Origin of the sequence: Alloyangia pacifica (genome assembly GCF_900116195.1) — a bacterium.
GTDB classification, from domain to species: Bacteria; Pseudomonadota; Alphaproteobacteria; order Rhodobacterales; family Rhodobacteraceae; genus Salipiger; species Salipiger pacificus.
Genome location: NZ_FOZW01000004.1, coordinates 46,624 through 72,185 on the forward strand (window position 1 = coordinate 46,624; position 25,562 = coordinate 72,185).

The 25,562-nt window shown below is 67.5% G+C and carries 28 protein-coding genes and 1 tRNA gene; 10 read left to right on the forward strand and 19 right to left on the reverse strand.

Annotated features, from left to right (window positions below):
* Nucleotides 1–16: 16 nt before the first annotated feature.
* From dtd to BM397_RS09705, 3 genes are all read right to left on the reverse strand, one after another.
* Nucleotides 17–460 carry a D-aminoacyl-tRNA deacylase gene (gene dtd / locus BM397_RS09695; RefSeq protein WP_092423376.1) on the reverse strand — a complete coding sequence of 148 codons (444 nt, stop codon included), beginning with the start codon at nt 458–460 and terminating at the stop codon, nt 17–19.
* Nucleotides 457–1,368 carry a carbohydrate kinase family protein gene (locus tag BM397_RS09700; protein ID WP_092423378.1) on the reverse strand — a complete coding sequence of 304 codons (912 nt, stop codon included), beginning with the start codon at nt 1,366–1,368 and terminating at the stop codon, nt 457–459. Before BM397_RS09700 ends, dtd begins: the two co-directional genes overlap by 4 nt.
* Before the next feature lie 63 nt (nt 1,369–1,431).
* The gene (locus tag BM397_RS09705; protein ID WP_092423380.1) at nt 1,432–2,550 is read right to left on the reverse strand and encodes a TFIIB-type zinc ribbon-containing protein; all 1,119 of its coding nucleotides are present in this window, start codon (nt 2,548–2,550) and stop codon (nt 1,432–1,434) included.
* A 254-nt stretch (nt 2,551–2,804) separates the two neighbouring features.
* Here BM397_RS09705 and BM397_RS09710 point away from each other — a divergent pair, with 254 nt between their 5' ends.
* Nucleotides 2,805–3,431, forward strand: a complete 627-nt coding sequence (locus BM397_RS09710) for a hypothetical protein (RefSeq protein WP_092423382.1) — start codon at nt 2,805–2,807, stop codon at nt 3,429–3,431.
* On the opposite strand, the gene BM397_RS09715 is transcribed toward BM397_RS09710, so the two are convergent.
* The 7 genes from BM397_RS09715 to BM397_RS09745 all read right to left on the reverse strand — a co-directional run bounded on the left by BM397_RS09715 (nt 3,397) and on the right by BM397_RS09745 (nt 10,290).
* Complete coding sequence (locus BM397_RS09715) at nt 3,397–4,521, reverse strand: SPFH domain-containing protein (RefSeq protein WP_092423384.1); 1,125 nt, start codon at nt 4,519–4,521, stop codon at nt 3,397–3,399. The two genes, BM397_RS09710 and BM397_RS09715, sit on opposite strands and share 35 nt — an antisense overlap.
* A gap of 39 nt (nt 4,522–4,560) precedes the next feature.
* Entirely contained in the window at nt 4,561–5,538 is a 978-nt protein-coding gene (locus tag BM397_RS09720) for a DUF2927 domain-containing protein (RefSeq protein WP_176806583.1), read from the reverse strand.
* 4 nt (nt 5,539–5,542) lie between these two features.
* Nucleotides 5,543–6,745, reverse strand: coding sequence for a toxic anion resistance protein (locus tag BM397_RS09725; RefSeq protein ID WP_092423386.1), 1,203 nt, complete (start codon nt 6,743–6,745; stop codon nt 5,543–5,545).
* Between the two features lie 23 nt (nt 6,746–6,768).
* Nucleotides 6,769–7,668 carry a 5-bromo-4-chloroindolyl phosphate hydrolysis family protein gene (locus BM397_RS09730; protein ID WP_092423388.1) on the reverse strand — a complete coding sequence of 300 codons (900 nt, stop codon included), beginning with the start codon at nt 7,666–7,668 and terminating at the stop codon, nt 6,769–6,771.
* 178 nt (nt 7,669–7,846) lie between these two features.
* Nucleotides 7,847–8,680 carry a hypothetical protein gene (locus tag BM397_RS09735; protein ID WP_092423390.1) on the reverse strand — a complete coding sequence of 278 codons (834 nt, stop codon included), beginning with the start codon at nt 8,678–8,680 and terminating at the stop codon, nt 7,847–7,849.
* 55 nt (nt 8,681–8,735) lie between these two features.
* Nucleotides 8,736–8,930: a hypothetical protein gene (locus tag BM397_RS09740; protein WP_092424047.1), complete on the reverse strand. Its 195-nt coding sequence runs from the start codon at nt 8,928–8,930 to the stop codon at nt 8,736–8,738.
* Nucleotides 8,931–9,075: 145 nt separating this feature from the next.
* Complete coding sequence (locus BM397_RS09745) at nt 9,076–10,290, reverse strand: pseudouridine synthase (RefSeq protein WP_092423392.1); 1,215 nt, start codon at nt 10,288–10,290, stop codon at nt 9,076–9,078.
* 78 nt (nt 10,291–10,368) lie between these two features.
* Between BM397_RS09745 and BM397_RS09750 the strand changes: the two genes are divergently transcribed.
* The 3 genes from BM397_RS09750 to BM397_RS09760 are packed head-to-tail and all read left to right on the forward strand — an operon-like array spanning nt 10,369 to nt 12,071.
* Complete coding sequence (locus tag BM397_RS09750; RefSeq protein ID WP_092423394.1) at nt 10,369–10,824, forward strand: nucleoside deaminase; 456 nt, start codon at nt 10,369–10,371, stop codon at nt 10,822–10,824.
* A 1-nt stretch (nt 10,825) separates the two neighbouring features.
* Nucleotides 10,826–11,371 (forward strand): pseudouridine synthase, encoded by a 546-nt coding sequence (locus BM397_RS09755; protein WP_092423396.1) that lies wholly within the window; start codon nt 10,826–10,828, stop codon nt 11,369–11,371.
* Nucleotides 11,372–11,411: 40 nt separating this feature from the next.
* The gene (locus tag BM397_RS09760; RefSeq protein ID WP_092423398.1) at nt 11,412–12,071 is read left to right on the forward strand and encodes an SOS response-associated peptidase; all 660 of its coding nucleotides are present in this window, start codon (nt 11,412–11,414) and stop codon (nt 12,069–12,071) included.
* Nucleotides 12,072–12,077: 6 nt separating this feature from the next.
* On the opposite strand, the gene BM397_RS09765 is transcribed toward BM397_RS09760, so the two are convergent.
* The 4 genes from BM397_RS09765 to BM397_RS09780 form a co-directional block, all read right to left on the reverse strand.
* Entirely contained in the window at nt 12,078–12,428 is a 351-nt protein-coding gene (locus BM397_RS09765; protein ID WP_092423400.1) for a cupredoxin domain-containing protein, read from the reverse strand.
* A gap of 123 nt (nt 12,429–12,551) precedes the next feature.
* The gene (locus BM397_RS09770; RefSeq protein ID WP_092424049.1) at nt 12,552–13,724 is read right to left on the reverse strand and encodes an SAM-dependent methyltransferase; all 1,173 of its coding nucleotides are present in this window, start codon (nt 13,722–13,724) and stop codon (nt 12,552–12,554) included.
* On the reverse strand, nt 13,724–14,500 hold the full coding sequence (locus BM397_RS09775; RefSeq protein WP_092423402.1) for a DUF1365 domain-containing protein: 777 nt from the start codon (nt 14,498–14,500) through the stop codon (nt 13,724–13,726). The genes BM397_RS09770 and BM397_RS09775 overlap by 1 nt, the downstream gene beginning before the upstream one ends.
* A complete protein-coding gene (locus BM397_RS09780) occupies nt 14,497–15,789 on the reverse strand; it encodes an NAD(P)/FAD-dependent oxidoreductase (protein ID WP_092423404.1) in 1,293 nt (430 codons plus the stop codon). The genes BM397_RS09775 and BM397_RS09780 overlap by 4 nt, the downstream gene beginning before the upstream one ends.
* 144 nt (nt 15,790–15,933) lie before the next feature.
* Here BM397_RS09780 and BM397_RS09785 point away from each other — a divergent pair, with 144 nt between their 5' ends.
* From BM397_RS09785 to BM397_RS09795, 3 genes are read left to right on the forward strand one after another with little or no spacing between them, the layout of a single operon-like run.
* Nucleotides 15,934–16,677, forward strand: coding sequence for a sigma-70 family RNA polymerase sigma factor (locus BM397_RS09785; protein ID WP_245696038.1), 744 nt, complete (start codon nt 15,934–15,936; stop codon nt 16,675–16,677).
* Nucleotides 16,674–17,309 (forward strand): ChrR family anti-sigma-E factor, encoded by a 636-nt coding sequence (locus tag BM397_RS09790; protein ID WP_092423408.1) that lies wholly within the window; start codon nt 16,674–16,676, stop codon nt 17,307–17,309. Before BM397_RS09785 ends, BM397_RS09790 begins: the two co-directional genes overlap by 4 nt.
* Before the next feature lie 13 nt (nt 17,310–17,322).
* The gene (locus BM397_RS09795; RefSeq protein WP_092423410.1) at nt 17,323–18,060 is read left to right on the forward strand and encodes an SDR family NAD(P)-dependent oxidoreductase; all 738 of its coding nucleotides are present in this window, start codon (nt 17,323–17,325) and stop codon (nt 18,058–18,060) included.
* Nucleotides 18,061–18,123: 63 nt separating this feature from the next.
* Here the strand turns inward: BM397_RS09795 and BM397_RS09800 are convergent, their stop codons facing one another.
* Entirely contained in the window at nt 18,124–18,534 is a 411-nt protein-coding gene (locus tag BM397_RS09800; RefSeq protein WP_092423412.1) for a DUF2177 family protein, read from the reverse strand.
* 142 nt (nt 18,535–18,676) lie between these two features.
* Between BM397_RS09800 and BM397_RS09805 the strand changes: the two genes are divergently transcribed.
* The 3 genes from BM397_RS09805 to BM397_RS09815 all read left to right on the forward strand — a co-directional run bounded on the left by BM397_RS09805 (nt 18,677) and on the right by BM397_RS09815 (nt 22,718).
* Nucleotides 18,677–18,750 (forward strand) — tRNA-Gly (locus BM397_RS09805).
* Between the two features lie 143 nt (nt 18,751–18,893).
* Complete coding sequence (locus BM397_RS09810; RefSeq protein WP_092423414.1) at nt 18,894–20,693, forward strand: ABC transporter transmembrane domain-containing protein; 1,800 nt, start codon at nt 18,894–18,896, stop codon at nt 20,691–20,693.
* Between the two features lie 138 nt (nt 20,694–20,831).
* A complete protein-coding gene (locus BM397_RS09815) occupies nt 20,832–22,718 on the forward strand; it encodes an acyl-CoA synthetase (protein ID WP_092423416.1) in 1,887 nt (628 codons plus the stop codon).
* A gap of 21 nt (nt 22,719–22,739) precedes the next feature.
* On the opposite strand, the gene BM397_RS09820 is transcribed toward BM397_RS09815, so the two are convergent.
* The 4 genes from BM397_RS09820 to pcaD form a co-directional block, all read right to left on the reverse strand.
* Nucleotides 22,740–23,030, reverse strand: a complete 291-nt coding sequence (locus BM397_RS09820) for an ArsR/SmtB family transcription factor (protein WP_092423419.1) — start codon at nt 23,028–23,030, stop codon at nt 22,740–22,742.
* Between the two features lie 230 nt (nt 23,031–23,260).
* A complete protein-coding gene (locus BM397_RS09825) occupies nt 23,261–24,052 on the reverse strand; it encodes a lyase family protein (RefSeq protein WP_092423421.1) in 792 nt (263 codons plus the stop codon).
* A 3-nt stretch (nt 24,053–24,055) separates the two neighbouring features.
* The gene (locus BM397_RS09830) at nt 24,056–24,766 is read right to left on the reverse strand and encodes an alpha/beta fold hydrolase (protein WP_092423424.1); all 711 of its coding nucleotides are present in this window, start codon (nt 24,764–24,766) and stop codon (nt 24,056–24,058) included.
* Entirely contained in the window at nt 24,766–25,554 is a 789-nt protein-coding gene (pcaD, locus tag BM397_RS09835; RefSeq protein ID WP_092423426.1) for a 3-oxoadipate enol-lactonase, read from the reverse strand. The genes BM397_RS09830 and pcaD overlap by 1 nt, the downstream gene beginning before the upstream one ends.
* Nucleotides 25,555–25,562 lie beyond the last annotated feature (8 nt).

Consider the following 25,562-nt stretch of genomic DNA (forward strand, 5'->3'; position numbering starts at 1 on the left):
GCCAGGTGCGCGACCCTCAGCCCTCGCTGTCCATCCAGATCGTCACCGGACCGTCGTTGATCAGTGCCACCTTCATGTCGGCACCAAAGCGGCCGGTGGCGGTGGCGATGCCCTGCGCGGCGATGCGTCCGGCGAAATACTCGTAGAGCCGCTCGCCGTCCGCCGGGGCGGCGGCGGTGGAAAACCCGGGGCGGTTGCCGCGCTGGGTGTCCGCGGCAAGGGTGAACTGGCTGATCACGAGCGCCGCGCCCCCGGTGTCGAGAACCGAGCGGTTCATCCGCCCCTCGTCGTCGCGGAAGATGCGCAGCTTGGCGATCTTGGCGGCGAGCTTGTCGGCCTGCGCCTCGGTGTCGCCCTGCATCGCGCAGATCAGGATCATCAGACCCGGGCCGATCTCGCCGATCACCGCGCCTTCGACCGTCACGCTGGCCTCCGATACGCGCTGGATCAGCGCCCTCATGCGCTCGCCTCCAGCTCGCGCAGCCAGGGCGGGTTTGCGCCGGCGCGGCTTACGGTCACCGCCGCCGCCTGCGCGCCCAGGGCGACCGCGGGGCGCAGCGCCTCCATGTCGGTCTCGCGCAGCGCGGCGCGGGTCAGCAGCCCGTCGCGCGCCAGCCCTGCCAGCAGCCCGGCGTTGAACGTGTCACCCGCGCCCACGGTGTCCACCACCTCGGCGCGAGTCGCTGGCACCTCGATCCGACCGCGGGCGGTGACGGCCAGCGCCCCCTCGGCGCCGCGGGTCTCCAGCACCAGCGCCGTGCCGCCGTCGAGCAGCGCCTCGGGCGTGGTGCCAAGCCAGGCCATATCCTCGTCCGAGATCTTCACGATGTCGGCCCGCGCCAGCATGGTTGCGAGCCGGGCGCGGTAGCGCGCCTCGTCCCTGATGAAACCGGGGCGGATGTTGGGGTCGAGCATCACCACCCGTTCGCCCGCCTGCGCGCAGAGTGCCGCATAGGTGTCGCCGCAGGGCTCCACGACAAGGCTGATGCCACCGAAGAACAGCGCCGTCGTCTCGTCGCCGAGCGCGGGCAGGTCGGCCTCCGCCAGCATCCGTCCGGCGGTGTTCTCGTCGTAGAACGCATAGCGCGCGTGCCCGTCCACCAGCGTCACGAAGGCCAGCGTGGTGGGGCGGTCCGAGCGGGGGGCAGCCGTGAAAGCGACCTGCGAGGCGGTCAGCGCATCGGCGAGGATCGTGCCGAAGAGATCGGTCGACAGCCCGCCGAAATAGCCCGCCGGTGCTCCCAATCTGCCAAGGGCAATGGCGGTGTTGAACACCGCGCCGCCGGCCACCGGGGCAAAGGCGGGTTCGCCGCCGGTGCTTGTCCGGGGCAGCATGTCGATCAGCGATTCACCGCAGCACAGGATCATCTCTCGCTCCCTCTTCCCTCGAGATGCGTTAGCGCTATACCTAGCCCGCCGGGCAGGGGGCGCTCAATAGCCAATGGGCACCGTGAAGCCGCCACCGCCCTGCGACTGCGACAGCATGTAGCCGATCAGCGCCGCGGCGATGGTGCCGAGGATGATCGCAACGGCGATCTTCCAAGCGGACCACGGCCGCTCGCCCTGCACCCGCCCGGTGGTGCCGTTGACCACGAAGCGGTAGGTCTGGCCGCGGAACTTGTAGGCCGCCAGCCAGACCGGCAACAGCACGTGCTTGAAGGTGACTTCCGAGACCTGCGTGTCCACCGCTGTGATCCGCTGCTGGTCGCCGCCGATGTCGAACTTGATGTCGCGGGTGATCTGCCGGTCCATGATGTGCCGCGCCTCGACGAAGCCGGCGTCCAGATCGACCTGGTAGCCCTCGGCCCGGAAACCGGCGAGGAACTCGGGGCGGTAGGGCTCCAGCCGGCTCAGATCCCACGGCTCCAGCGCGTCGGTGAAACGCTTCGGCAGCGACTTGGAGGCCAGCACCAGCACGTCGTCGAAGAAGCGCGCGACGCGCCCGCGCACCGGGGTCCAGCGCACCTTGGGCACCTGAACCTGCTGGCGTTTGCCGTCGCGCATGACGGTATGGGTCTCGTAGTAGACGATGCCGCGCGCGCCGCTGTACTCGCTGCGGGTCTTGGCGTCGAAGGTCCAGTAGGGCACGTAGATGCCCTGCATCTTGCGGCCCTTGCGCGCATATTCCTTCAGCCCGTTGGGCGCGAACCAGAGCCGCCCGAGCCAGTCGTTCATCGCCTTGTGCGCGGTCTTCTCGTCGAGCGCGAAAGGCAGCACGCCCTTGGGTTTGATCTGGCGGTTGGTGCCGGTGTCGGCGACCACGGGTGTGGCGCAGAAGGGGCATTCGGTGGCATGGGAATCGGGATCGAATTCCACCTCGGCGCCGCAGTTGGGGCACTTGGTGACCCGCAGGTCCTCCATCTCCTGCAGCGGCAGCAGGTTCTCCATGGCGGCGCGGAAGTCGAGCTCTCGGATGTCGCTTTCCCAGGGGCCGGCGGATTCGACCGGCTGGCTGTGCCCGCAGTGATCGCAGACCAGCTCGTTGGCGGCAGGGTCGAAGCGGTAGTCGGCGCCGCATTGCTCGCAGGGAAAACGGTGGGTTTCGTTCATGCCCGAAGATCCTCCAGAACCGCCTTTTTCCGGCAGGGCCACCCTAGGCGGGACGCGCGGGAGAGGAAACCGGTTTTGCGTCGGCCCCGAGCCTCTGCCTCCCGGTCGCAGGCGCGGGGCATCCGAGGCATGCGCCGCCGTCGGGCTGCGTGCGTGTCGCAGCGCCCTGCACACGAGAAGTTCACATCCTCCACTTTTGCATTCCGCGCCGTTGCCTCTAGGCTGTCGCCAGAACGGGGATAGTGGGGAAACACATGTCGGGTTGGACGAGGGGCGCGGTCATGGCCGGGCTGGCGCTGGCGGTCGGGGCGGGCGCGGTACAAGCGGCCGATCTCGCATGGCGCTTCGAATGGCAGGGCAACGGCGGCTACGAGATGCGCGGGGCAATCGCCATCGACGCGGCGCTGGCCGAGCGCGACTACGTCTATGCCGAGGACGTCGAGTGCTTCGTCGTCGAAGGCTACCACGAGGACAAGCCGATCGGCCGCTGGGCGCTCGGTATGAAGACCGACGAGACCAGCTGGTCGCTGACCTTCCGCCCGAAACAGGATGCCTTCGAGGTTTTCGGCGAGGAAAGCCCGATGCCGCAGGCCTGGAACATGAACGGTTTCGGCAATGACTGCGGGCGCGAAGGCTTCGGCTTCAACATCGGCAACGCGGCGCAGGACTTGTGCCTGAATGGACAACTGGTGACCGCCTCGCAGGTGACGCCCTCGCGGCCCTTCCCGGCGACGCGCGACGATGCGGTCAGTTTCCCGGGGGATGCCTGTCTTGCCCCGGCGTTGCTGGGCCGGACGGACACCGAGATGCAGCCGGAGGCGGTGATGCCCGCCTCCTTTGTTCCGGTTATGCGCCCGGCGGAGGCGGCGGCAGGACCGTGAAGAGCTGCGCCAGCTCGGTGACATCCTCGGCACGTTTCCAGCCGTCCTGGCCCTGTGTCCAGACGTAGCTCTCGCGGGTTAGCTCACCATCGGTCGCCATGCGGCCCATGCGCGCCTTCGAGAAGGGACCTTGGGTCTGGCCATTGATCGCCACGTGCCAGACGTGCTCGACCGGCGGCGGCGGGGGAGGCGGCGGTGCCGCCGCCGCTGTCTGCTGCGGACGCGCGCCCCACGGCCCGGCCTGCGCGCCGGTCATCGCGCCGCCCATGGCCATGCCCATGCCCGCGCCGAAACCGGTGCCCATGGCCTGCCCGGCGGCCGATCCCTCGGCCCCCAGCGCCTCGGCCGCCTGGAAGCGGGTGTAGGCGTCGAGATCGCCGACCACCCCCATCGAGGTGCGCTTGTCGAGCGCCTTCTCCACCGCGTCGGGCAGCGAGATGTTCTCGATGTAGAGCTCGGGCAAGGTCAGACCGTATTCGGCGATGGTCGACGAGATGCCCTTTGACAGCATCTGGCCCAGCTCCTGGGTGTTGGCCGCCATGTCGAGCACCGGGATGCCCGAGGAGGCGATGAGGCGCGAGAACTCCTGCACGATGATGTTGCGGATCTGGAAGCTGATCTCGCCCGAGGTGAACTCGCCATCCGTGCCGACGATCTCGACGAGGAACTTCGCCGGGTCCGACACGCGCACCGAATAGGTGCCATAGGCGCGCAGCCGCACCGGGCCGAACTCGGGGTCGCGGCAGATGATCGGGTTCTTGGTGCCCCACTTCAGTCCGTTGAACCGCGTCGTATTGACGAAGTAGACCTCGGACTTGAAGGGCGAGCGGAAGCCGTGATCCCAGTGCTGCAGCGTGGTCATGATCGGCATGTTGTTGGTCTCGAGCATGTAGAGACCGGGGGTGAAGACATCGGCGATCTGCCCCTCATGGACGAAGACCGCCGCCTGCCCTTCGCGCACGGTGAGCTTGGCGCCGTACTTGATCTCGTGCCCCTCGCGCTCGAAGCGCCAGACCATCGTGTCGCGGGTGTCATCCGTCCAGTGGATGACGTCGATGAACTGTCCCGAGAGGAAATCCAGAATTCCCATGATCGTCTCCTGTGTTGGTCCGCCCCCATGAGGGGGTGCTCAGCTCGGTCCGAGGCCGCCGGTCATCTGTGCGGCAAGCCCCGCCACGATCGGTCTTGCGGCGGCGTCGTCCATGCCGGGCTTGAGCTGGGGGTCGTAGAGGATTTTCAGCAGCATCTCGTCCATGCTGGTGAGCAAAGCGAACTCGTCATCATCGTTGAAGATCGACGGCCGGGCCTGCGGGCTGTCGTTGCCCAGCCCGAGGCCCTGCGCCACTTCCTCGTGCACGCAGGAACGGCGCAGAAGGTCTGGGTGCTCCGAGCGGATCACCGCGATCGCCTGCCCGTAGGCATAGCCTCCCGGCTCTTCCGAGAAGGCGATGACGAGGCAGTGAATCTCCCGCGGGAGGTTGTCGAAGACCGCAAGCGCGGTGGGGTTTACGTCCGGCACCAGTTGCTTGATGCGCGGGGCTATGGTCGCCTTGTCGTCCTCGGACATGAACAGCACGTGGAAGTTCGGCCGGCCGGTGGACATGGATATCGGATGTCCCGTGATCCGGGCGAGGCGACCGACGTAGGAGCCCAGCATGTTGCTGTCGGTGACCCGCTGGTTCTCGGGCACATGGGCACCGAATTCGACCGCGACGCGCACCGGTTTTTCCCATTTCTTCACCCGGCCAAGCTCGCCGCGAGAAGGTTTCAGCCCCTCGCCGCGGGCGTATTCCTCGGCGAGGGCGATGCGCTCGAAGTTGCGCACCAGCATGGTGTCGGTGATCGGTGTGTCCGGGCCGCCGCCGTCGGTGCGCAACAGCCCCTGCGACAGCAGGTCGGCCTGCACCCGTGCGTAATAGACGCCGAGGTCGTAGCTGGCGAGAGACTGGCGCGGCACCGTGTTCTTGGCCGGTTCAGGCGGCCTCAGACCCGAGGGGCGGGACTGCGGCAGCACGCCGGTGCTGCGCGGAGCAAGGGCGGAACTGTCGCAGGCCGCGAGGCCCGCGCAAACCAAGATGCCCAGTACGAGGCGACCCCAACTCCGCATGTGATCATGACCCCGCGGGAACCGAGGTGGCCGCGTTGTCGCCGGTTCCGGTGGACCGCGCCTTGGCCGACGCCAGCGTGTCACGCAGCTCGGATTCCATGGTCTTGAGATCTTCCTCGGCCTTGGCACGGCGCGCCTTGCCCTCGTCGGCGATGCGCAGGCTGTCCTCGATCGTGGCGATCAGGTCGGCGTTGGCCTGCTTGACAGACTCGATGTCGAAGACGCCGCGCTCCATCTCGGTGCGGATCGCGGCATTGCTCTCGCGCAGGTTCTTGGCGTTGGCGGTGAGCAGCTCGTTGGTCAGGTCGTTGGCGTCGCGCACGGCGGCGGCCGCCTCGGACGAGCGCTGGATGGTCACCGCCTGCGCCAGTTGGGTCTCCCAGAGCGGCACGGTGTTGACCAGCGTCGAGTTGATCTTGGTCACGAGGCTCTTGTCGTTCTCCTGCACCAGCCGGATCGACGGCAGAGACTGCATGGTGACCTGCCGTGTCAGCTTGAGGTCATGCACCCGGCGTTCCAGGTCATCGCGGGCGGCGCGCAGGTCGCGCAGCTCCTGCGCCCGCATCACCTTCTGGTCCTCGGAGGCCGCCTCGACCGCCGCTTCGCGGGCGGGGATGTCATTGGCGTCGAGCTCGGCGATCTTCTTCTCGCCGGCGGCGATGTAGAGCGCCAGCTCGTCGTAGAAGCTCAGCGTCTTGATGTAGAGCAGATCGAGCGACTTGATGTCCTTGAGCAGCGTGTGCTCGTGCTTCTGCAGATTGTCGGTGATGTTGTCGATCTGCGTCTGCACCTCCTCGTAGCGGGCAGTGAACTTGGCCATGGGAGCGGCCTTGCCGATCAGCTTCTCCCACCAGCTCCGCTTGCGGCGGACGTCCAGCTCCGAGACCGAAAACCCGCGGATGGTGGTGACGATGTCGCGCAGGCTGTCGCCTGCGGGGCCGACGTCTTTGTTGCGCACGTCGGCGAGCATTGCCTGGCTGATCTCCTGCAACTCGGCCTGCGCGGCCGAGCCGAAGGACACGATCGACTGGGTGTCCTCCATGTCGATCTCATCCATGCGCGCGCGGATTTCCTCGGTCACCTCGGGCGAGGCGGCGTCAAAGGTCTCCACGTCGTCCGCGGGCTTGGGGTCGGGCAGGATCACAGCATTCACCTCTTCCACCAGTGCCAGCTCCTGCTGGGCCTTGGTTCTCACGTTCTCGGACATCGGACTTCCTCCGTGACTGTCTCTCATTCAGGCTCTGTCAGCCGCACGCCTTCGCGCTGCAACCTGTCGCGCAGCACGTCGATTTCCACCGTCAGGTCAGCATTGTTGTCGAGCAGAAGCTTCTGATTCTTCTGGCCGAAACTCTCTTCGAGGTCGGTCAGCAGCATCATGAAATCGGATTTCGCCCCGCGGTCCTGCGTACGGCTGTAGATGTCGGCGAATTTCACCGCCGCATCGCGCGCGCCCATCAGGTAGACCCCGAGGTACTTGCGCGCCGCGGTCAGGTCGCGCGGGTCTTCCTCGACGGTGCGGATAAGGTCCTTGGCCTTGGCGTGGAAGCGCTGAACCCGTGTCTCGACCTGCCGGTCGCCGGCGCGGCGCACCGCGTCTTCCATGGCGTTGAGATAGGTCTCTGCCTCGTCCACGACCTTGGCGACGCGATCTTGCTGGAAGGTGTCGATCCCTTCCATGCCTTTGTGTTTCAGCGGATCGATCCCGAAGGCTCCGATGTGAAGCGCAAAGGCCGACAGTCCGTAGAGCACCGGGGCGATCATGCCGGGATCGCTCTTGAAGGCGGCGAGCGCAACGCCGACTCCGGCACAGACCGCGGCAAAGAACTTGCGTGGAATGGCGGGGCGACGGGCGATCTTGCGCTCGTCGTAAGCCGCTTGCGCGCGCAGCCCGTCACGCAGCAGCCATGCGCCCAGAAGCAGCACCCCGGCACCGACCAGCCCGATGGCGAGCCCGGCGGCCCCGGAGGTCAGCGAGGTGGCGGCAAGAACGATCGGCGGGGCAAACAGCACGTTCGAACGGGCCCCGACCGGGTCGACACGCGCGCCATGGTAGAGCGGACGCTCGTCTTGCGTGTCGGCATCCTTGGAAGACCCGTCAGGGCTGTACTTGCCGCCATAGCGCTGTGCCAAGATCAGAGCCCTCCCAGCCAGCCGGAAGTGACTCCGAAGAGGAGCACGATCAGCAGCACATAGGCCACCTTACGCAAGCCCTTGTCGGTCATGATGATCCCCGCAAGCTCTCTCGGTTCAACAAGAACCTAAGCGCTTCGCAGGGCACTTGCTAGGGGGGAGTTCCGGGACCGAAGCCTCAGGCCACCTGCTTGTCGACCATCCGGTTCCACAGCAGGTCAGCTTCGACATCGTAGGCGTCGCGCCCCTGTTCGGTGCCCGCCTTGCGCAACCGGTCTTCGAAGGCCTCGCCAAGCGCGGTCAGCCGGGTCAGGTAGCGGCGCCGGGCCTTGAGCCGGTCGTCGCTGCCCCAGGCCTCGATCAGCCGGGCATTTTCCTTGCCAAGGAGCTCGAGGAAGCGCGCAACGGGCTTGCGAAGGCGGCGGGCGGCAAGCGGATCCTGCGAAATCGTGTGAAGCAGCCCCATGACGCCGCTCTGCAGGGCCTCGGCGCGGCGGCTGAGCTCGGCGTCGCCGAGTGCAGAGACATCGGCAACCGCAGTGGCGATGGCCGCGTCGATCCGGTCCAGCGTCTCTTGGGTGCGCAGGTGGCGCAGTTCCTCGTCGGGGGCGCCCTCCTTGTTGGTGAGCGGATCTCTGCCGAAGGCCGCGACACCGAGACCGAAGCCGAGCAAGCCGAGCGCCGACGGGATCGCCAGCGAGACGAAATGATGCCCGGCGAGAATCATCACCAGCAAGCCGAGCAGGGCGGAGCCGATCATCTTGCGGGGCAGGCGGGGGGCTTTGGCGGTCTCGGCGGCCTCATAGGCGGCGGCGATCGCCGCGCCGCGGTGGATCAGCCGCAACGCGGTGGCGAAGATCACCAGCATCAGAACGGCGGTAAAGGCGGTGGATGCCGGACCCTGGAACAGCAGCAGGAGCAACGGAAAGGCCGCGAGAAGCAGGATGCCGATGCCGGACTCCAGCGGGCCGGACGCGGGGGGCTGCCTGCGAGACGGTCGTGTCTTTCCCATGGTCAGTTCCGTGTTGCGGTGGCCGGAAGGCCGGAGGGTATCGGGCGGGGCCGGGTCAGAAGTAACCCAGCAGGAAGATCAGCAGCCAGAGCCCGGCGAAGGCCAGCTTCGGGCCGAGCGTACCGCTGGCGCGGGCGCGCGAGGTGGCATTGGCCAGCGCGCGAAAGGTGTCCGACGCCACGATGCGGATATTCCCCAGAACGAGGGCCGAGGTCGCGGCAAGGATGGTCAAGGCGAGAAGCGTGCTCATGCTGCGATGATTGTCGCTCAATCCGGGCGAAATGAGGGCGCCTTCCGGCCCAATCCGTGAAAACTTCTTGAGCGTTAACGGCGCGTTAAGTCAAATTTGGCCGCTCTTGGGCGGTATTGCCCGCGCGCGGCCGTCTTTGCCTCGGTCACTTCCGCTTCTTGGGCGGTGCACCGCGCCGGCTTCGCGTCGGGGCAGGCTTGTCGGGCTTCGCGCCTTCGAGGCCGAGCTGGTCGCGCACAACCTTGGGGCGCAGCTCCTGCACCTCGCCTTCCTTCAGCTCGCCCAGCTGGAACGGTCCGTAGGAGACGCGGATCAGCCGGTTCACGGTCAGGCCAATATCGGCCATGGCACGGCGGATCTCGCGGTTCTTGCCCTCGCGCAGCCCGACGGTAAGCCAAGCGTTGGCGCCTTGCTGGCGGTCGAGGGTGACCTCCATCGGCTGGAACTTCTGGCCATCGACCATGATACCCGCGCGCAGCGGCTTGAGCATGTCCTCGGTGGGCGATCCGTTCACCCGCACGCGGTACTTGCGCAGCCAGCCGGTCGAGGGCAGCTCGAGCTTGCGCTTGATGCCGCCGTCGTTGGTCAGCAGCAGCAGTCCCTCGGAGTTGAGGTCGAGTCGGCCGATGCTCATCACCCGTGGCAGCTCCTCGGGCAGCTTGTCGAAGATCGTCTCGCGGCCCTTCTCGTCGCTGGTGGTGGTCACCAGGCCGACGGGTTTGTGATAGAGCCAGATACGCGGTGCCTCGGGCGGTGCCAGCGGCACGCCGTCGACGGTGATCCGGTCCTTGGCGGTGACGTTGAGCGCGGGGCTCTCGATCACCTTGCCGTTCACCGCGATGCGGCCTTCCTCGATCATCTTCTCCGCCTCGCGGCGGCTGGCGACACCGGCGCGGGCCAGCACCTTGGCAATGCGCCCGTCCTCGGTGGCGATCGGCGTGCCCGTGGGGCGCGGTTCGGGCGCGGGCTTCGGTCCGGGCTTGGCGCCGCGGGGGCCGGGTCTGCCGCCCGGCTTGCCACCGGGCTTGAAGCCGCCGCGCGGGGCGCTGGCGTGCTCCGCCTCGTCATGGACGATCCCGCGGCCTTTGGGTTTTGCCGAAGGTTTTCCGAACGGCTTGCCTTCGGGTTTGCCGGCAGGTTTGCCAAACGGCTTGCCCTCGGGCTTGCCTGCGGACCTGCCAAATGGCTTGCCCTCGGGCTTCGCACCACGCGCGCCTCCAGCACTCTCGGCCTTCGGCCCGCCCTTGAAACCGGGCTTCGGTCCGGACTTGAAACCAGCTTTGGGGCCAGCCTTCGGACCCGTGCTTGCACGGGACTTGGGGCCGGAGGGTTTGGCGGGGCGCGACGGGGGTTTGCTCATGCCTGTTGCCATACTGCATCGGCAGGGCCGGGGGAAGCCGACTCGCCAAGCGCCGCGCTTCGCGCTAAGCCCGCGGGCATGAAGTTTCGCTCTCACATGGATCAGGCGCTGGCCGAGGCGCGCGCCGCCGCCGCCCGCGGCGAGGTGCCGGTGGGCGCCGTCATCGTCTCGCCCGCGGGCGAGGTGCTCGCCTCCGCCGGCAACCGCACGCGCGAGCTGAACGATCCCACCGCCCACGCCGAGGTGCTCGCTCTGCGCGCCGCCTGTGCCGCGCTCGGGTCCGAGCGGCTGCCCGAGCATGACCTCTACGTGACGCTGGAGCCGTGCCCGATGTGCGCCGCGGCGATCTCCTTCGCCCGCATCCGGCGGCTTTACTACGGCGCGTCGGACCCCAAGTCCGGCGGCGTGGCGCAGGGGGCGCGGGTCTACGCGCATCCGCAGTGCCACCACGTGCCCGAGGTCTACGACGGGCTCGCCGCGCCCGAGGCCGAGGCACTGCTCAAGGATTTCTTCGCCGCGCGCAGGGAGGCATGAGATGGCCCGCGTGATCCTTCTCAACAAGCCGTTCAACGTGCTGTCGCAGTTCACCGACAAGGGCACCGAGGGCAGCCCGCGCGAGACGCTGTCGAGCTACGTGAAGGTGCCGGGCGTCTACCCGGCGGGGCGGCTTGACCGCGACAGCGAGGGGCTGCTTGTGCTCACCGACGACGGCAAGCTGCAGGCGCGCATTTCAAGCCCGAAGTTCAAACAGCCGAAGACCTATCTCGTGCAGGTCGAGGGTAGTCCGACCGACGCGCAGCTCGCGCAGCTGCGCAAGGGCGTCGAACTGAAAGACGGCATGACCCGCCCGGCGCAGGCGCGGCTGATCCCCGAGCCCGAACTCTGGCCGCGCACCCCTCCGGTGCGCTTTCGCAAGTCCGTGCCGGATGCGTGGATCGAGCTGAAGATCACCGAGGGCCGCAACCGGCAGGTGCGGCGGATGACGGCGCACGTGGGGCTGCCCTGCCTGCGGCTGGTCCGCTGGGCGGTGGGGACATGGACGCTCGACGGCATCCCGCCGGGTGAATGGCGCGAGATCTGAGGGGCTGGCGCGCGCCGCGCGCCGCGCTACTCTGAATGCTATGTGCGGACGTTTCGCGGTCACCCTTCCCGATGATGCCATGGCCAAGATCTTCGAGGCCATGCCCGGCAACGATTTGCCGCATGTCCCGAACTACAACGTCTGCCCGACCAACGACGTGCATGTGATCCGCTCGGAAGACGGCACGCGGCTGCTGGTGTCGATGCGCTGGGGCTTCATCCCGCAGTGGTACAAGGCCCCGAACGACGGCCCGCTGCTGATCAACGCCCGTGCCGAGACCATCGCCGAGAAACCCGCCTTCCGCGCCGCCTGCCGCGAGCGCCGCTGCCTGATCCCGGCGAGCGGGTTCTACGAATGGACCAAGACCGAGGACGGCAAGCGCCTGCCGTGGTACATCGCGCCGGCGGAGGGCGAGGTGCTGGCCATGGCCGGGATCTGGCAGGACTGGGAGCGCGAGGGGGAAGCTTTCCGCACCTGCGCCATCGTCACTACCGGTGCCAGCGAGGAGATGTCCCACGTGCATCACCGCATGCCGGTGATCCTGCAGCAGAAGGACTGGGGGCTCTGGCTGGGTGAGGAGGGTCGCGGGGCGGCCGCGCTCATGCAGCCCGCGCCCGAAGGCGCGCTGGTCCTGCACCGGGTCGATCCGAAGGTGAACTCCAACCGCGCCGAGGGGCCGGAGCTGATCGAACCGATCTGAGCGGGATCAGAAGTTGTTATCGAGTTCCAGCGGCGCAGGGTTCACGTAGTCGATGATGCCCGCCGCGGTGCTATCAGCAGCATAGGTATCGCCAAACGCGCCCTGCATGCCCTCGGTCACCTCCAGTGCGTAAGTCTCGCCGGGCTGCAGCACGCCGCTGTCCCAGCTGGCATCGATGGCGGTGGCCGACATGGGCACGGTGGAATCGTTCACGAAGTTGATCACGTCGCCGACCGAGACGTAGACCTCGTCGGGGAAGTACCCCAGACCCATCAGCATCACCTCCTGCTCGGCAGCGGCGAGCGGCGCGGCAGTGCCGGCCAGGCAGAGCAGGGAAAGTCCGATCTTGCGCAACATGTCAGGCTCCTCGAAAGGCATGGGACCCGGGGCACGTCCTGCGCCCGTCCCCGCAAGCCCTAGCGCCGGAGTGGGGCGAAAATGGGGCTTCTTGCGGGGAAAAACCGTGGCGCGGTGGTGCGTTCAGACCTCGCCGGCGTGGCGCAGCTCGACCTGCACCACGTCGGTGCGGCCACTGGCGAAGGTCGCGGCGCAGGCGTCGAGATAGAACTGCCAGCTGCGCAGGAAGCTCTCGCCGTAGCCGAGGGTCTCGATCCGCTTGCGCTGGTGCAGCAGCCCATCGCACCAGATGCGGCAGGTGCGCGCGTAGTCCTGTCCGAAGGCGAAACTCTCGCGCAGCACCAGCCCGGCCTTTTGCGCCTCGCGCGCCAGCACCGCGTTGCAGGGCAGCATGCCGCCCGGGAAGGTGTGCTGCCGGATGAAATCGGTGCGCTTGCGGTAGAGCGAGAACTCGGCGTCCTGCACGGTGATCGCCTGCAGCACGGCGCGGCCGCCCTCGGCCAGCCGGTCCTTCAGCGCGGCGAAATAGACCGGCCAGTAGCGTTCGCCCACCGCCTCGATCATTTCGATCGACACGATATTGGCGTAGCGTCCCTGCACGGCGCGATAGTCCTGCAGCCGGATGTCCGCCCGCCCGTCGAGCCGCGCGTCGGCATAGCCTTTCTGGCTGGGCGACAGGGTGATGCCGGTGACACTGCGGCCCTGTTCCGCCGCGCGTTCGGCGAACCCGCCCCAGCCGCAGCCGATCTCCAGCACCGAGGGGGCGTCGTTCAATCGCGACAGGATGCGGTCGTACTTGCGGTCCTGCGCGTGGGGCAGGGCGTCGTCTCCTTCGCCCTCGGCAAAGAGCGCCGAAGAGTAGGTCATCCCCGGGTCGAGCCAGAGCTGGTAGAACTCGTTGCCGACGTCGTAATGCGCGCGGATGTTCTTCGACGAGCCCCTGAGGCTGTTGGCGCGCAGCACCCGGTCGATAAGCCGGAACTTCAGCCGCGCGATGGGCCCGGGGGTGACATAGCGCTCGACCGCATCAAGGTTGTCGAGCGCCAGTCGCAGCAGCCGCTCGGGGCTCGAACTGTGCCACAGGCCTGCCACGTAGGTCTCGCCAAGGGCGACCTCGCCGCGCGCCGCCAGAGCCGGCAACATCGACCAGTCGAGAATGTGCATGTCGGCCTCGGGGCCATTGTCGCCGAAGCGGTGGCGCGTGCCCTCGGGGGTAATGAGCGTAAGCTGCCCGTGCTCGATATGCTCCAGCGTCGATAGGAAGCGGCGTTTCATAAGGGCGGTGACGGGCAGGATCATCGGCTGACCTCTTGATCGGGCGGAGAGGGGAGCGGACGGTAGCCAGCCCCCTTGAGTTTCAGACGGAGCGCGTTCCAGTAGATGAGCACAATCACGCGCATCGCGCCACCGGGGCGTTTCAGGGCGGCACCGAGCAGGCGCATCGGGGTGGCCGGTGCCAGAGCGCCGTGCATCGTGGCGATCAGCCCTTCCTTGCCGTCGATCTGGTGGATCGAGATGGCGGCCCCGGCGGTGCTGATGGCAAAGCGGAAGTGATAGGTGCCGCGCATGTCCTGAAAGGGCGAGACATGGAACGCCTTGGTTGCGGTCAGCTCGTCCCCGGGGGCGATCGGAGCGAAGCCGGCGTGATGGCACAGGTAGCTGTGGCGCTGGCCGAAGGTGTTGTTGACCTCGGCGATCACCGCCAGCAGCCTGTCACCGCGCAGCGCCAGCCAGAAGGACACCGGGCAGAACCAGTAGCCGAGAAAGCGCGGCTGGATCATCAGCGCGACGGTGACCTCGGTCAGCCCGGCACCGGCAAAGACTTTCCGTGCCCAGGCCGCGCCGTCTCCGGCGCCGCGCGGGCCGCCATGGTCCCGGTCATGCAGCGCAAAGAGATTGAAGCGGTTGCGGGAGAAGAAGGTGCGGGGACGGGCTCGATCGGGATCCAGAAGCAGGTAATCCACGCCATAGGCAAAGGCGTGGCGGATACCTCCGCGCCGCGCATGGGTGACCCGCGCGGGCAGGTGCAGGACTTCGCCGCCTTGCAGAAGGGCCGAGAGGCTGGCGCTCATGCCGCCACCGGCACGGGCAGCATCTGCCGGGCGACGCGCACGGCGCTGGCAAAACCATCCTCGTGAAAGCCGTTCCGCAGCCAGGCGCCGGTGTACCAGCTGCGGTTCTGCCCCTGCAGCTTTGCGATCTTTCCCTGCGCGTCGATCGCGCCGAGGTCGAATACCGGGTGGCGGAAGGTGTTCCGGTCGTAGATCAGCTCGTCGGGGATCTCGCGCTGCGGATTGAGCGTCACGAACATGGGGTCGCTGTCGGGAATGCCCTGCAGCCGGTTCATCCAGTAGGTCACACCCACTGGCAGGTCGGCAGGCGCGCCGGGCTCTGTGCGGAAGACCCATGAACTCCAGCAGCGGCGGCGGTTCGGCATGAGCCGCGCGTCGCGGTGCAGCACCGCGTGGTTGTCCTGGAACTTCACCGACCCGAGGGCGCGGCGCTCGGCGGCGCTGGGCGCGGCGAGCAGCGACAGGGCGACGTCGGCGTGGCAGGCAAAGACCACTTGATCGTAGGTCTCGGGCGCCTCGCCCTCGGTCATCACCTGCACGTGCCGGTCGTCGCGGATCACCTGCCGCACCGGGGTGCCGGAGCGGAGCGAAACCTGCCGGGCCTCAAGGGCGGTGGCGAGGCGGGAGACATAGCTCTGGCTGCCGCCCGAGACGGTCCACCACTGGTGCTGGCCACCCGCCGAGAGCAGCGCATGGTTGCGCAGGAAGCGCATCAGAGCCTGCGCCGGGAAATCGCCGATCTGCGCCGAGGGCGTGGACCAGATCGCGCCGCAGATCGGGTATAGATAGCGCTCGCGGAAGGCCTCGCCGAGCCCCAGCACCTCGACCAGCTCGCCGATCGAGGCGTTGGGACGGGCCTCTGCCACCGCTTCGGCCTGCTGGTTGAAGCGCAGGATGTCGCGGATCATCGTGTAGAAGCCGGGCCGCGCGAGGTTGCTGCGTTGGCCAAAGAGCGCATTTCCCGAGCGCAGCGCGTATTCCAGTCGTCCGCCATCGAGCGAGACGCCGAAGCTCATGTCGCTGCGCTGCACCGGCACGTCGAGATCGCGGAAGAGCGCAGTCAGATGCGGGTAGTTGGCGTAGTTGAACACGATAAAGCCGGTGTCCACCGGCTGATCGCCGTAGCGCCCGGCCACCACCGTGCGGGCATGGCCGCCGAGGCGCGGGGCGGCCTCGTAGAGCGTGACGCGGCAGCGCTGCGAGAGCAGCCACGCGGTGGCGAGTCCCGAGATGCCGCCGCCGATCACCGCGACGCGCTGGGGAACTCCAAAAGACAGGTCTAGGGCCACGCGAACCTCCGCCGAGAAAAACTGCACTTGATACCGATACGCATCCGGATCCCAAGTGGATCACCAAAGCATTGCGGCGAGGGGAAATTTCTTGAGGTGTGCACCGCTGGTGGTTTTCGCGCCCCGGAAGGGCCGTGCCCTTACATGTCCAGCACCGGGGCCTTGAAAAAAATTCCGCTCGCAAGTGATCCTTTTCGTCTTGGGCGGCGTAACCCCTACATGTCTCTTGATGGTCGCCTCACCACGCCCGAAGCGCTCGATGCCTTCCAGCCGGAAGCTGCGGGCCCCGTTTCCGTGGTAAGACTGCCGCGCAAGAGAAAGGACAGATGCGTGACGCCTGCCGAACGAACCGAACAGACGCAGTGGCTCCTCGCCGTGCGCGACCGGCGCGACCGCGAGGCATTCGGGCGGCTGTTCGACTTCTTCGCGCCGCGCCTCAAGGCCATGCTCCTGAGGGGCGGGCTGCGGGACGGCAGCGCCGAGGACGTCGTTCAGGACGTGATGCTGTCGGTCTGGAACAAGGCCGCGCAGTTCGATCCGCACCGGGCCGAGGCCTCGGCCTGGATCTACCGGATCGCGCGGAACCGCCAGATCGATCTTTATCGCCGCAAACCGCTGCCTGAGCCGGAACTGGTTCAGGAGCCGGAAAGTTCGGAGCCCGATGCGCCGCAGATTCTGGCGATGGAGCAAGAGGCGGCACAGCTGCGCGAGGCACTGCAGAAGCTTCGGCCCGAGCAGATCGAAGCGCTGCGCCACGCCTACATGGAAGAGCTGCCCCACAGCGAGATCAGCCGGATCACCGGCTTGCCGCTGGGCACGATCAAATCCCGTATCCGCCTCGGGCTCGACCGCCTGCGGCGCGACCTGACAGACCTGAGACCGCAATGAGCAAGATCACCCATCATATCCCCGAGGAGATGCTTCGCGCCTATGCCGCCGGAACGCTGCCGCAGCCTTTTGCGGTGGTGATCGCGGCGCATGTGTCGCTCTGCGATGCCTGCCGCGCCGCGGTGGAAGCCGAATCTGTGCTTGGTGGCGCGCTGCTGTCCGAGCTGTCCCCCGCGACCGTTTCCGAGGGCGCGCGCGACCGGCTTTTCGCCGCGCTCGACAGCGCGCCGCCGGCGCCGCCGCAGCAGCGCGGCTCGGGTATCTTCCCGGCCCCGGTGATGGAGGCGCTGAGCGGTCAGCCGCCCCGTTGGAAGATGCTCGGCGGCGGCATCCGCCAGCAAATCCTCAGCGCCGACGGCGAGGGGTCGCTGCGCCTGCTCTACATCCCGCGGGGCCGGGCCGTGCCCGAGCACAGCCACGGCGGGCTCGAACTCACACTGGTGCTGCAGGGCAGCTTCTCGGATTGTGAGGGGCAGTTCGGTGTCGGCGACGTGGAGGTGGCGCATGACGACGTCGACCACCAGCCCATGGCCGGCGACGCGGAGCCCTGCATCTGTCTTGCCGCCACCGATGCGCCGCTGCGCTTCCGGGCGATGATCCCGCGGCTTCTGCAGCCGTTGTTCCGTATCTGATCCGGGGCGCGCGATGAGCTTCGACGGCAAACGCATCTGGATTATCGGCGCCAGCTCGGGCATCGGCGCGGCGCTCGCGCGCGAGCTTTCGGGGCAGGGCGCGCGCCTGGTGCTCTCGGCGCGCGACGCGCAGGCGCTCTCGAAACTTGCCGGTGATTGTCCGGGGGCAGAGGTCATTCCGCTCGATCTTGCCGAGCGCGAGACGCTGGAAGCCGCCGCGCGGCGCATCGCGGATGGCGGGTCACTCGACGCGATGGTCTGCACCGCCGCGCTTTATGATCCCGCGCGGGTCGTCGATCTGGACCCCGAGAAAACCGCCGCTCTGGTGCAGGTGAACGTCACCGGAACGCTGTTGGTGGCACAGCGTGCGCCGAAGCTTCTGCGCGAGGGCGGTCAGCTGGTGCTCTTCGGTTCGGTCGCTGGCTACGTTGGCCTGCCGAAGGGACAGGCCTATTCGGCCACGAAGGCCGCGATCATCAATCTGGCCGAGACATTGCGGGTCGAACTGGCGCCGAAGGTCGATGTGCGGTTGGTCTGCCCGGGCTTCGTGCAGACCCGGTTGACCGACAAGAACGACTTCAAGATGCCGGCGATGATAGAGCCCGAGCAGGCGGCACGTGATATCGCGAAAGGCATGGCCGGACACGCCTTCGAAATCCATTTCCCCAAGCGCTTCACCTACGCGCTGAAGTTGCTGCGGCTTTTGCCCTATCCGGTCGCGCTGCGCCTTACGGCGCGGCTTGCGGGCTGAGCACCCGTCTCCCGGCCCTGTCGCGGGGGAGGGGTGCTCACGCGGATGTCTCAGGAATGGTCCTCAGGCGGGCTTCGGAAACAGGGCCAGCACCGCAGCCACACCTGCCCAAGCCGAAACTCCGGTCAGCACCGCGCCCCAAAGGCAATCGGCGATCACCTGTTCCCAGCTCCAGTCGGCGAGTGTGGCGAAATTGGTCATCTCATATGTGCCGTAGCACATGAGGCCCAGCAAGGCGCCCATCCACAGCGCCTGCAGCGCTGAACCCTCGCGCAGGGCGGGCAGCGAGACGAAGACCAGCACACCCACGACGTAGGCGAGATAGAAGCCCGCCGCCGGTCCGAGCCGCAGCGGCTCGGCCAGCAGGTGCCCCACGTGCCGCTCGAAGACTGGGCGGATGAGAAAGCGCAGCCCGAGCATGTCGAGCCCGAGAAACAGCGCGGCCGTGATGGCGTAGAGAGAGAGCGTCTGCATGGTTGGTCCCTTGGTGCCTTACCCTTCGTTTACGCCGGAGCAGGCGACTTGGATCACCTCAAAAAACGTGGCGGCATCCCGCAAAACCCGCGTGGGGGCGGTTGACCGGGCCGATCGGTTGCAATATCTCTCCCGCCACTACGCGGGCGTTGTGTAGTGGTAAGACCTTAGCCTTCCAAGCTAATGACGCGGGTTCGATTCCCGCCGCCCGCTCCAAACTCCCCCTGACATGCGAGCGCCCTTCATCCGACTGACCGTCGGCGCACATCCTGTTGTGGCACGCGCGCCTCCGTGACATGCCGCGCCTTGACGCAGGCCGCGCTGGCCCGCAATACCGTCCTGAAGACAAAGGAGCGGGAATGGCCCACGGAAACCCGGCTGCCGTCGTGCAGGACGATCGCGAGAAATCCCGGAAACTCGGCTCCCTGGGTGCCCTCTGGCCCTTCATGCGGCCCTATCGCGGTTTGATGGTCGCGGCGATCCTCGCGCTGATCCTCACCGCAACCGTCTCGCTGACCCTGCCGCTGGCTGTGCGCCGGGTGGTGGACAACTTCGGCACGCAGGACGGCGCGCTGCTGGATCGCTACTTCATGGCGGCGCTCGGCATAGCCGCGCTGCTCGCACTTGGCACCGCCGCCCGCTATGCGCTGGTGACCCGGCTCGGCGAGCGCGTGGTAGCCGATATCCGCAAGGCGGTCTTCGACCGGGTGATCGGCCTCTCGCCGGCCTTCTACGAAAAGGTCATGACCGGTGAGGTGCTCAGCCGGATCACCACCGACACCACGCTGATCCTGTCGGTGGTCGGCTCGTCGGTCTCCATCGCGCTGCGCAACGTACTGCTCTTCGTAGGCGGGCTGACCCTGATGCTCTTCACCTCGGCCAAGCTCACCGGGATGGTGCTGCTGATCGTGCCGGTGGTGATCGTGCCGATTCTCACGCTGGGCCGCCGCCTGCGGAAGCTGAGTCGCGAGAACCAGGACTGGATCGCGGTCTCCTCCGGAAATGCCGCCGAGGCGCTCTCGGCGGTGCAGACCGTGCAGAGCTACACCCACGAGACGATCAGCCGCGAGGCCTTTGCCGAGGTCACCGAAAAGAGCTTCGACGCCGCGCGTCGCCGGGTGAAGACCCGGGCGCTGATGACGGCAATCGTGATCTTCCTCGTGTTCACCGGAATCGTCGGGGTGCTCTGGGCCGGCGCGGTGGACGTGCGCGCGGGGCAGATGAGCGCCGGGGCGCTGGTGCAATTCGTCATCTACTCGGTGATGGTGGCCGGTGCGGTGGCGGCGCTCTCGGAGATCTTTGGCGAGCTGCAGCGCGCCGCCGGGGCGACCGAGCGGCTGGTCGAGCTGCTGCAGGCCGAGGACACGGTGACCGATCCCGCACAGCCGCTGCCTGTGCCGTCGACGGTGCGCGGCGAGATCATCTTCGACAAGGTCGACTTCACCTATCCCGCGCGGCCCGGCGTCAAGGCGCTGGACGGCATCGACCTGCACATCCAGCCCGGTGAGACCGTGGCGCTGGTCGGCCCCTCGGGCGCCGGCAAGACCACCATCGTGCAGCTGATCCAGCGCTTCTATGATCCCGACGCGGGCAAGGTGCTGCTCGATGGTGTGCCGGTGGACCGGATGAGCCGCAATCGTTTCCGTCAGCATATCGCGCTGGTGCCGCAGGACCCGGTGATCTTTGCCGCCTCGGCGCGCGACAACATCCGTTTCGGCCGTCCCGAGGCGTCTGATGCCGAGGTCGAGGCCGCCGCCCGCGCCGCTGCGGCGCATGACTTTCTCAGCGCGCTGCCCGAGGGCTACGACACCTATCTCGGCGAGCGCGGCGTGATGCTCTCGGGCGGGCAGAAGCAACGCGTGGCCATCGCCCGCGCCATCCTGCGCGACGCGCCGGTGCTGCTGCTCGACGAGGCGACCTCGGCGCTCGACGCCGAGAGCGAGCGTGCGGTGCAGCAGGCGGTCGACACGCTGGCCGAGGGGCGCACGACGATCATCGTCGCGCACCGGCTCGCCACGGTGAAGAAGGCCGACCGCATCGTGGTCATGGAGCACGGGCGCATCGTCGCGCAGGGCGGACACGATGCGCTTGTCGCCGAGGACGGGCTCTACGCGCGTCTGGCGCGGCTGCAGTTCACCGACGGCCTGGCGGCCGAATAGGGCGTATCCACCCTTTGCCCCGGGGGCGCCGCATGCTATTGCCGCAGCCCTTGCGGGAAGTGGATCGGCTTCCCACACTTTGAAAAGGTGCCCCGGCGTGTCCCGCGCCGGCACTCTGCGTGGAGGAGCGCAACCGCAATGCAATTCGTGACTCAGGCTGATCGCGCGGCGATCGAGGCCGAGAAGCCCTGGTCCGAGCGGAGCCTGCCGGAAAGCCTGCATGCCTGCCTCGCGCAGACCGCCGAGAAATTCCCGGATCACCCGGCGATGAGCTTCCAACTGCTCTCGGGGCCGAAGGATCCCGCCGAGACCCTGAGCTGGTCGCAGCTGGCATCGCGCGCCAACCAGGCGGCGAACCTCTTCCGCAGTCTCGGTATCGCCGAGGGCGACGTGGTTGCGATGGTGCTGCCCAATTGCACCGAGGCGCTGGTGACCTTCCTCGGCGGGGCCATCGCCGGCACCGTCGCGCCGATCAACCCGCTGCTGGAGCCCGAGCAGATCGCCGCGCTGCTGCGCGAGAGCGGCGCGCGGGTGGTGGTGACGCTGAAGTCCTTTCCCAAGACCGACATCGCGCAGAAACTGGCCGAGGCCTGCCGCCACGCGCCGGGCGTGGTGACGGTGCTCGAGGTCGATCTCAATCGCTATCTCACGCCGCCGAAGCGCTGGCTGGTGCCCTTGCTGCGCCCGAAGTTGCCGCGCACCCATCACGCCGACATCAAGTGTTTCAACGCCGAGCTGCAGCGCCAGCCCACGGGGCTGACCTTCACCCCCTCCACCGAGGATCGGGCCGCCGCCTATTTCCACACCGGCGGGACCACCGGCATGCCCAAGGTCGCGCAGCACCGGGTGTCGGGGATGCTCTACAACGGCTGGCTCGGCTCGCGCCTGCTGTTCCGCGAGAGCGACAACGTCATGTGCCCGCTGCCGCTGTTCCACGTCTTCGCCACCGAGGTGGTGATCATGTCGGCCCTGGCTTCCGGGGCGCATGTGATCCTGCCAACCCCGGCGGGCTATCGCGGCGAGGGCGTGTTCGACAATTTCTGGAAGCTCTGCGAGCGCTGGAAGATCAGCTTCATCATCACCGTACCCACCGCCGTCTCGGCGCTGATGCAACGCAAGGTGGATGCGGACATCTCGACCGTGCGCTATGCCTTCTCTGGGTCGGCACCCATGCCGACCGAGCTGTTCAAGCGCTTCGAGGAGGTCGCCGGCCTGGCGATCTGCGAGGGATATGGGCTGACCGAGGCGACCTGTCTGGTGTCGGTGAACCCACCCGACGGGGTGAAGAAGATCGGCTCGGTCGGCTTCCCGTTGCCTTACACGGACGTCAGGATCGTCCGGCATTCGGCGCAGGGCGCGACGGAATGCCCGACCGATGAGATCGGCGAGATCTGCGTGTCGAACCCGGGGGTGATCCCCGGCGGCACCTATACCGACACCGAGCGCAACCGCGACCTCTACTACAAGGACATCTATCTGCGCACCGGTGACCTTGGCCGGATCGACGCGGACGGCTACCTGTGGATCACCGGGCGGGCCAAGGATGTGATCATCCGGGGCGGGCACAACATCGACCCTGCAGAGATCGAAAACGCGCTGATGACCCACCCGGCAGTGGCAGTGGCCGCTGCCATAGGTCAGCCGGATACCCACGCGGGTGAACTGCCCTGCGCCTACGTCGAGCTGGTCGCGGGGGCGATGGTCACCGAGGAGGAGCTTCTGAAGCACGCCCAGGTGCACATCCACGAGCGCGCCGCCTGGCCGAAGTATCTGGAGATTCTGCCGGAGGTGCCGAAAACCGGTATCGGCAAGGTGTTCAAGCCGGACCTGCGCAAGCTGGCCATCGCGCGCGTCTACGATGCCGCGCTCGAGGCGCAGGGGCTCGGGGCCCGTGTGACAGACGTGATCGACGACCGGCGCTGCGGGCTGGTGGCCCGGTTGACGCTGACGGGTGATGACGAAGGCGCCGTGACCCGGTGTCTCGGGGCCTTCACCAGGCCTTGGAAATGGGCTGAAAAGGAGTGAGCGGAGACCGCGAGGTCCGGCTCAGCACTCGCTTTTGGCGCAGAAGATCTCGTAGAGCAGGCCGATCACCCGCGCGGTGTCCTCGGTGGCAAGGCTGTAGTAGATCGTCTTGCCGTCACGGCGGGTGTTCACCAGCCCTTCCTCGCGCAGGCGCGCCAGCATCTGGCTCACCGCCGCCTGCCGCATGTTCAGCAGGCCTTCGAGTTCGCCGACGGATTTTTCGCCTGAACCGAGATGGCACAGGATCATGAGCCGGCCTTCATGGGCCAGCGTCTTGAGGAAGCCTGCGGCGGTGCGCGCGTTTTCGGCCATTTCCTCGGGCGGGGGGGTGAGTGTCTCTTCCTTCACCGGTGATGCCTTTGTAAAATATCATTCGCAATGTAGGCCGCAGGCCGCGGAAATCTAGGCCGCGGCAGGTCTGGGCATGGCTTCGAAATATGGAGATGGTTTCGATGGCTTACCGCTCGTAGCGCAACTTCAGGTCGCAAAGCAAGCGTTGCCTATGCCGCAGCGCCTTGTTTTCATGGTATTTGCCGCGATCGTCAGGTTTTTTGGGCCAGAGTGAGCGCCGCGCCGGTGGCCAACAGGAGTTGCGGGAGGGTGAGCGTTTCGACGTAGCGTCGCGCCGCATCCGTGCCGCTCGTCCTGGCGAGCGTGGCCTGCAGCGCAGCTGTCAGGGTGGCAAGCGCAGCAAGCGGCGCTTGCTCCGGCATCCGGGACGCGAGGCCCCGCACCAGCCGTGCAGCCCAATCCGCCAGTGCGGTAACCGGGGCGCGCTCGGACCCCCAGCCGTGATCCCCGAGGTTCAGCGCGGCGGCGAGCGCCGGGCGCAGCCGCTCCGCGTCCTGCCCCTCGTAGCTCACGCAGAGCAGTGCGCCCCGCAGGGCGGGAAGCTCGGCCTTCAGGGCGGTCAGTTCCGCGTCCGCCGCTATCCCGTCGATCCTTGCTTCGAGCTGAGTCAGCACCTGCCGCAGGCGCAGTGCCAGCGCGCAGTCCTGCAGGTCTTCGGGCAGGGCACCCTGACCGAGGTACTGCGCGTAGTCAGGGGCCTGCATCAGCGAGGTGAAGGCGGCCAGCAGCGGGGGAACGACGCTGCCCGCCTCCGCCGTGCCCTGCGCCAGCGCGCCCGGGTCGATCTGCAATTCCAGCGAGGCGCGGTGAATGGCCTTGGCCGCGGTCTCGGGGATCAGCCCTGCTTCGCCCTGCACCTTGGCCAGCGTGCCCGCCACGATCATGATCGCGCGGACCTCGGCGCTGTCGCTGAACAGCTTGGCAAGATCCCCGGCGGGGAAAAGGCGGTGCAGGTGGGCGCTGTCGAAGGGCGTGGCGGACATGGGTCAGCTCCGGGCGATACGGTCCAGAAGGGCGGCGAGGCCCTCGGGGTCGGACAGGAAGGGCGAATGCGCGCTGCTCATGTCGTAGACCTCGTCGCTTGGCAAGACCGACGCCATGGCACGCTGGTGATCGGGCGGCACCGCCATGTCCTGCGCGCACAAGATGTAGCTGCGCGGCAGCTGCTCGACCCGGCCGGTGAGCGTGACACGTTCCTTCTGCGTCGAGATCGGCTGCGGCGTCAGGTGCCGGGCGGCGCGGTCGACGAGTGCGGCGGGGCAGTCGTGGTAGAATTTTTCTCTGATCATGGCGGGATCGAAATGGAAGGTCGCGCCACCCTCATCGCGGCGGATCGCCTCGTTCAGCGGCTGCTCGGGCCAGGCGCGGCTGAGACTGGTGACGCTGTCACCATCGCCGGGCAGGAAGGCGCAGAGGTAGACAAGCCGGGCGAATTTCTCGGGGTGCAGGTCGGCGGCCTGCGTCGCGGGCACGCCGGACATGGAATGGGCAACGACGATGGTGGGCGCGTCGAGCGCGGCAAGGATGGCATCGACGTAGTGCTGCAGCGTGACCTGATCGCGCGGGGTGGCATCCTCGCCATGGCCGGGCAGGTCGATGGCGCGGGCCGTGTGGCCGCGGTCCTCGAGCGCCGGGATCACGTCGCGCCAGCACCATGCCCCGTGCGAGGCGCCATGGATAAGCAGGAAGTTCGCCATCAGATGTGCCCCTGTCCCTTGAGAAAGTCCGTGAGGATCTGCGCGTATTCGGCGGGCTTCTCGACGAAGGGAAGATGCCCCGCGCCGCGGATCAGCGCGAATTGCGAGCCAAGAACGAGGTCGGTCGTTTCGCGCACCATGTCGGGCGGGGTGGAGCCGTCCTCGCTGGCGGCGATGCCGAGCAGCGGCAGGCGCAGGCCCGAGGTGGGGGTGATGAAATCTGTCCCGGCGATGGCGGCGGCGCAGCCCATGTAGCCCTTTGCGGGCGTGCGCGTGAGCATGTTGCGCCAAGGCCTGATCGCCTCGGAAACGCGAAACTTGCGGGTGAACCAGCGCTGCAGAACAGCATCTACGATGGCTTCCACGCCGCCCTTCTCGACTTCGGCGATCCGCGCCTCCCAGATCTGCCGCGTGCCGATCTTGGCGGCGGTATTCGACAGCACCGCGGCGCGCACGAGGTCATGGCGCTTGGCGCAGAGGCCCTGCGCCACCATGCCGCCGATCGACAGGCCGACGAAGACCGCGTCTCGAAACCCCGTGTGCTCCATCAGCCGCTCGGCGTCGCGCACCAGCGCGCCCATGGAATAGGGCGGCTCGGGGCAGTCCGACAGGCCATGCCCGCGCATGTCGTAGCGCAGGATTCGCAGACCCTCGGGCAGGTGCGGCAGCAGATCGTCCCAGAGCCGGAAGTCGGTGCCCAGCGAGTTGGCCAGCACCAGCGGTGCGCCCTCCTCGGGGCCGTCGATGCGGTAGTGAAGTCGGACATCGCCGAGATCGGCCATGAGCATGGCGGGGC

What these genes read in the sequence shown, in the direction of transcription:
- BM397_RS09830 (WP_092423424.1), bottom strand. Translation starts at nt 24,766, where the DNA reads ATGGCGAACTTCCTGCTTATCCATGGCGCCTCGCACGGGGCATGGTGC.
- BM397_RS09705 (WP_092423380.1), bottom strand. Translation starts at nt 2,550, where the DNA reads ATGAACGAAACCCACCGTTTTCCCTGCGAGCAATGCGGCGCCGACTAC.
- BM397_RS09765 (WP_092423400.1), bottom strand. Translation starts at nt 12,428, where the DNA reads ATGTTGCGCAAGATCGGACTTTCCCTGCTCTGCCTGGCCGGCACTGCC.
- BM397_RS09750 (WP_092423394.1), top strand. Translation starts at nt 10,369, where the DNA reads ATGAAGTTTCGCTCTCACATGGATCAGGCGCTGGCCGAGGCGCGCGCC.
- BM397_RS09760 (WP_092423398.1), top strand. Translation starts at nt 11,412, where the DNA reads ATGTGCGGACGTTTCGCGGTCACCCTTCCCGATGATGCCATGGCCAAG.
- pcaD (WP_092423426.1), bottom strand. Translation starts at nt 25,554, where the DNA reads ATGCTCATGGCCGATCTCGGCGATGTCCGACTTCACTACCGCATCGAC.
- BM397_RS09745 (WP_092423392.1), bottom strand. Translation starts at nt 10,290, where the DNA reads ATGAGCAAACCCCCGTCGCGCCCCGCCAAACCCTCCGGCCCCAAGTCC.
- BM397_RS09820 (WP_092423419.1), bottom strand. Translation starts at nt 23,030, where the DNA reads ATGGCCGAAAACGCGCGCACCGCCGCAGGCTTCCTCAAGACGCTGGCC.
- BM397_RS09755 (WP_092423396.1), top strand. Translation starts at nt 10,826, where the DNA reads ATGGCCCGCGTGATCCTTCTCAACAAGCCGTTCAACGTGCTGTCGCAG.
- BM397_RS09740 (WP_092424047.1), bottom strand. Translation starts at nt 8,930, where the DNA reads ATGAGCACGCTTCTCGCCTTGACCATCCTTGCCGCGACCTCGGCCCTC.
- BM397_RS09775 (WP_092423402.1), bottom strand. Translation starts at nt 14,500, where the DNA reads ATGAGCGCCAGCCTCTCGGCCCTTCTGCAAGGCGGCGAAGTCCTGCAC.
- BM397_RS09790 (WP_092423408.1), top strand. Translation starts at nt 16,674, where the DNA reads ATGAGCAAGATCACCCATCATATCCCCGAGGAGATGCTTCGCGCCTAT.
- BM397_RS09785 (WP_245696038.1), top strand. Translation starts at nt 15,934, where the DNA reads ATGTCCAGCACCGGGGCCTTGAAAAAAATTCCGCTCGCAAGTGATCCT.
- BM397_RS09795 (WP_092423410.1), top strand. Translation starts at nt 17,323, where the DNA reads ATGAGCTTCGACGGCAAACGCATCTGGATTATCGGCGCCAGCTCGGGC.
- BM397_RS09735 (WP_092423390.1), bottom strand. Translation starts at nt 8,680, where the DNA reads ATGGGAAAGACACGACCGTCTCGCAGGCAGCCCCCCGCGTCCGGCCCG.
- BM397_RS09725 (WP_092423386.1), bottom strand. Translation starts at nt 6,745, where the DNA reads ATGTCCGAGAACGTGAGAACCAAGGCCCAGCAGGAGCTGGCACTGGTG.
- BM397_RS09715 (WP_092423384.1), bottom strand. Translation starts at nt 4,521, where the DNA reads ATGGGAATTCTGGATTTCCTCTCGGGACAGTTCATCGACGTCATCCAC.
- BM397_RS09810 (WP_092423414.1), top strand. Translation starts at nt 18,894, where the DNA reads ATGGCCCACGGAAACCCGGCTGCCGTCGTGCAGGACGATCGCGAGAAA.
- BM397_RS09720 (WP_176806583.1), bottom strand. Translation starts at nt 5,538, where the DNA reads ATGCGGAGTTGGGGTCGCCTCGTACTGGGCATCTTGGTTTGCGCGGGC.
- BM397_RS09825 (WP_092423421.1), bottom strand. Translation starts at nt 24,052, where the DNA reads ATGTCCGCCACGCCCTTCGACAGCGCCCACCTGCACCGCCTTTTCCCC.
- dtd (WP_092423376.1), bottom strand. Translation starts at nt 460, where the DNA reads ATGAGGGCGCTGATCCAGCGCGTATCGGAGGCCAGCGTGACGGTCGAA.
- BM397_RS09700 (WP_092423378.1), bottom strand. Translation starts at nt 1,368, where the DNA reads ATGATCCTGTGCTGCGGTGAATCGCTGATCGACATGCTGCCCCGGACA.
- BM397_RS09710 (WP_092423382.1), top strand. Translation starts at nt 2,805, where the DNA reads ATGTCGGGTTGGACGAGGGGCGCGGTCATGGCCGGGCTGGCGCTGGCG.
- BM397_RS09800 (WP_092423412.1), bottom strand. Translation starts at nt 18,534, where the DNA reads ATGCAGACGCTCTCTCTCTACGCCATCACGGCCGCGCTGTTTCTCGGG.
- BM397_RS09815 (WP_092423416.1), top strand. Translation starts at nt 20,832, where the DNA reads ATGCAATTCGTGACTCAGGCTGATCGCGCGGCGATCGAGGCCGAGAAG.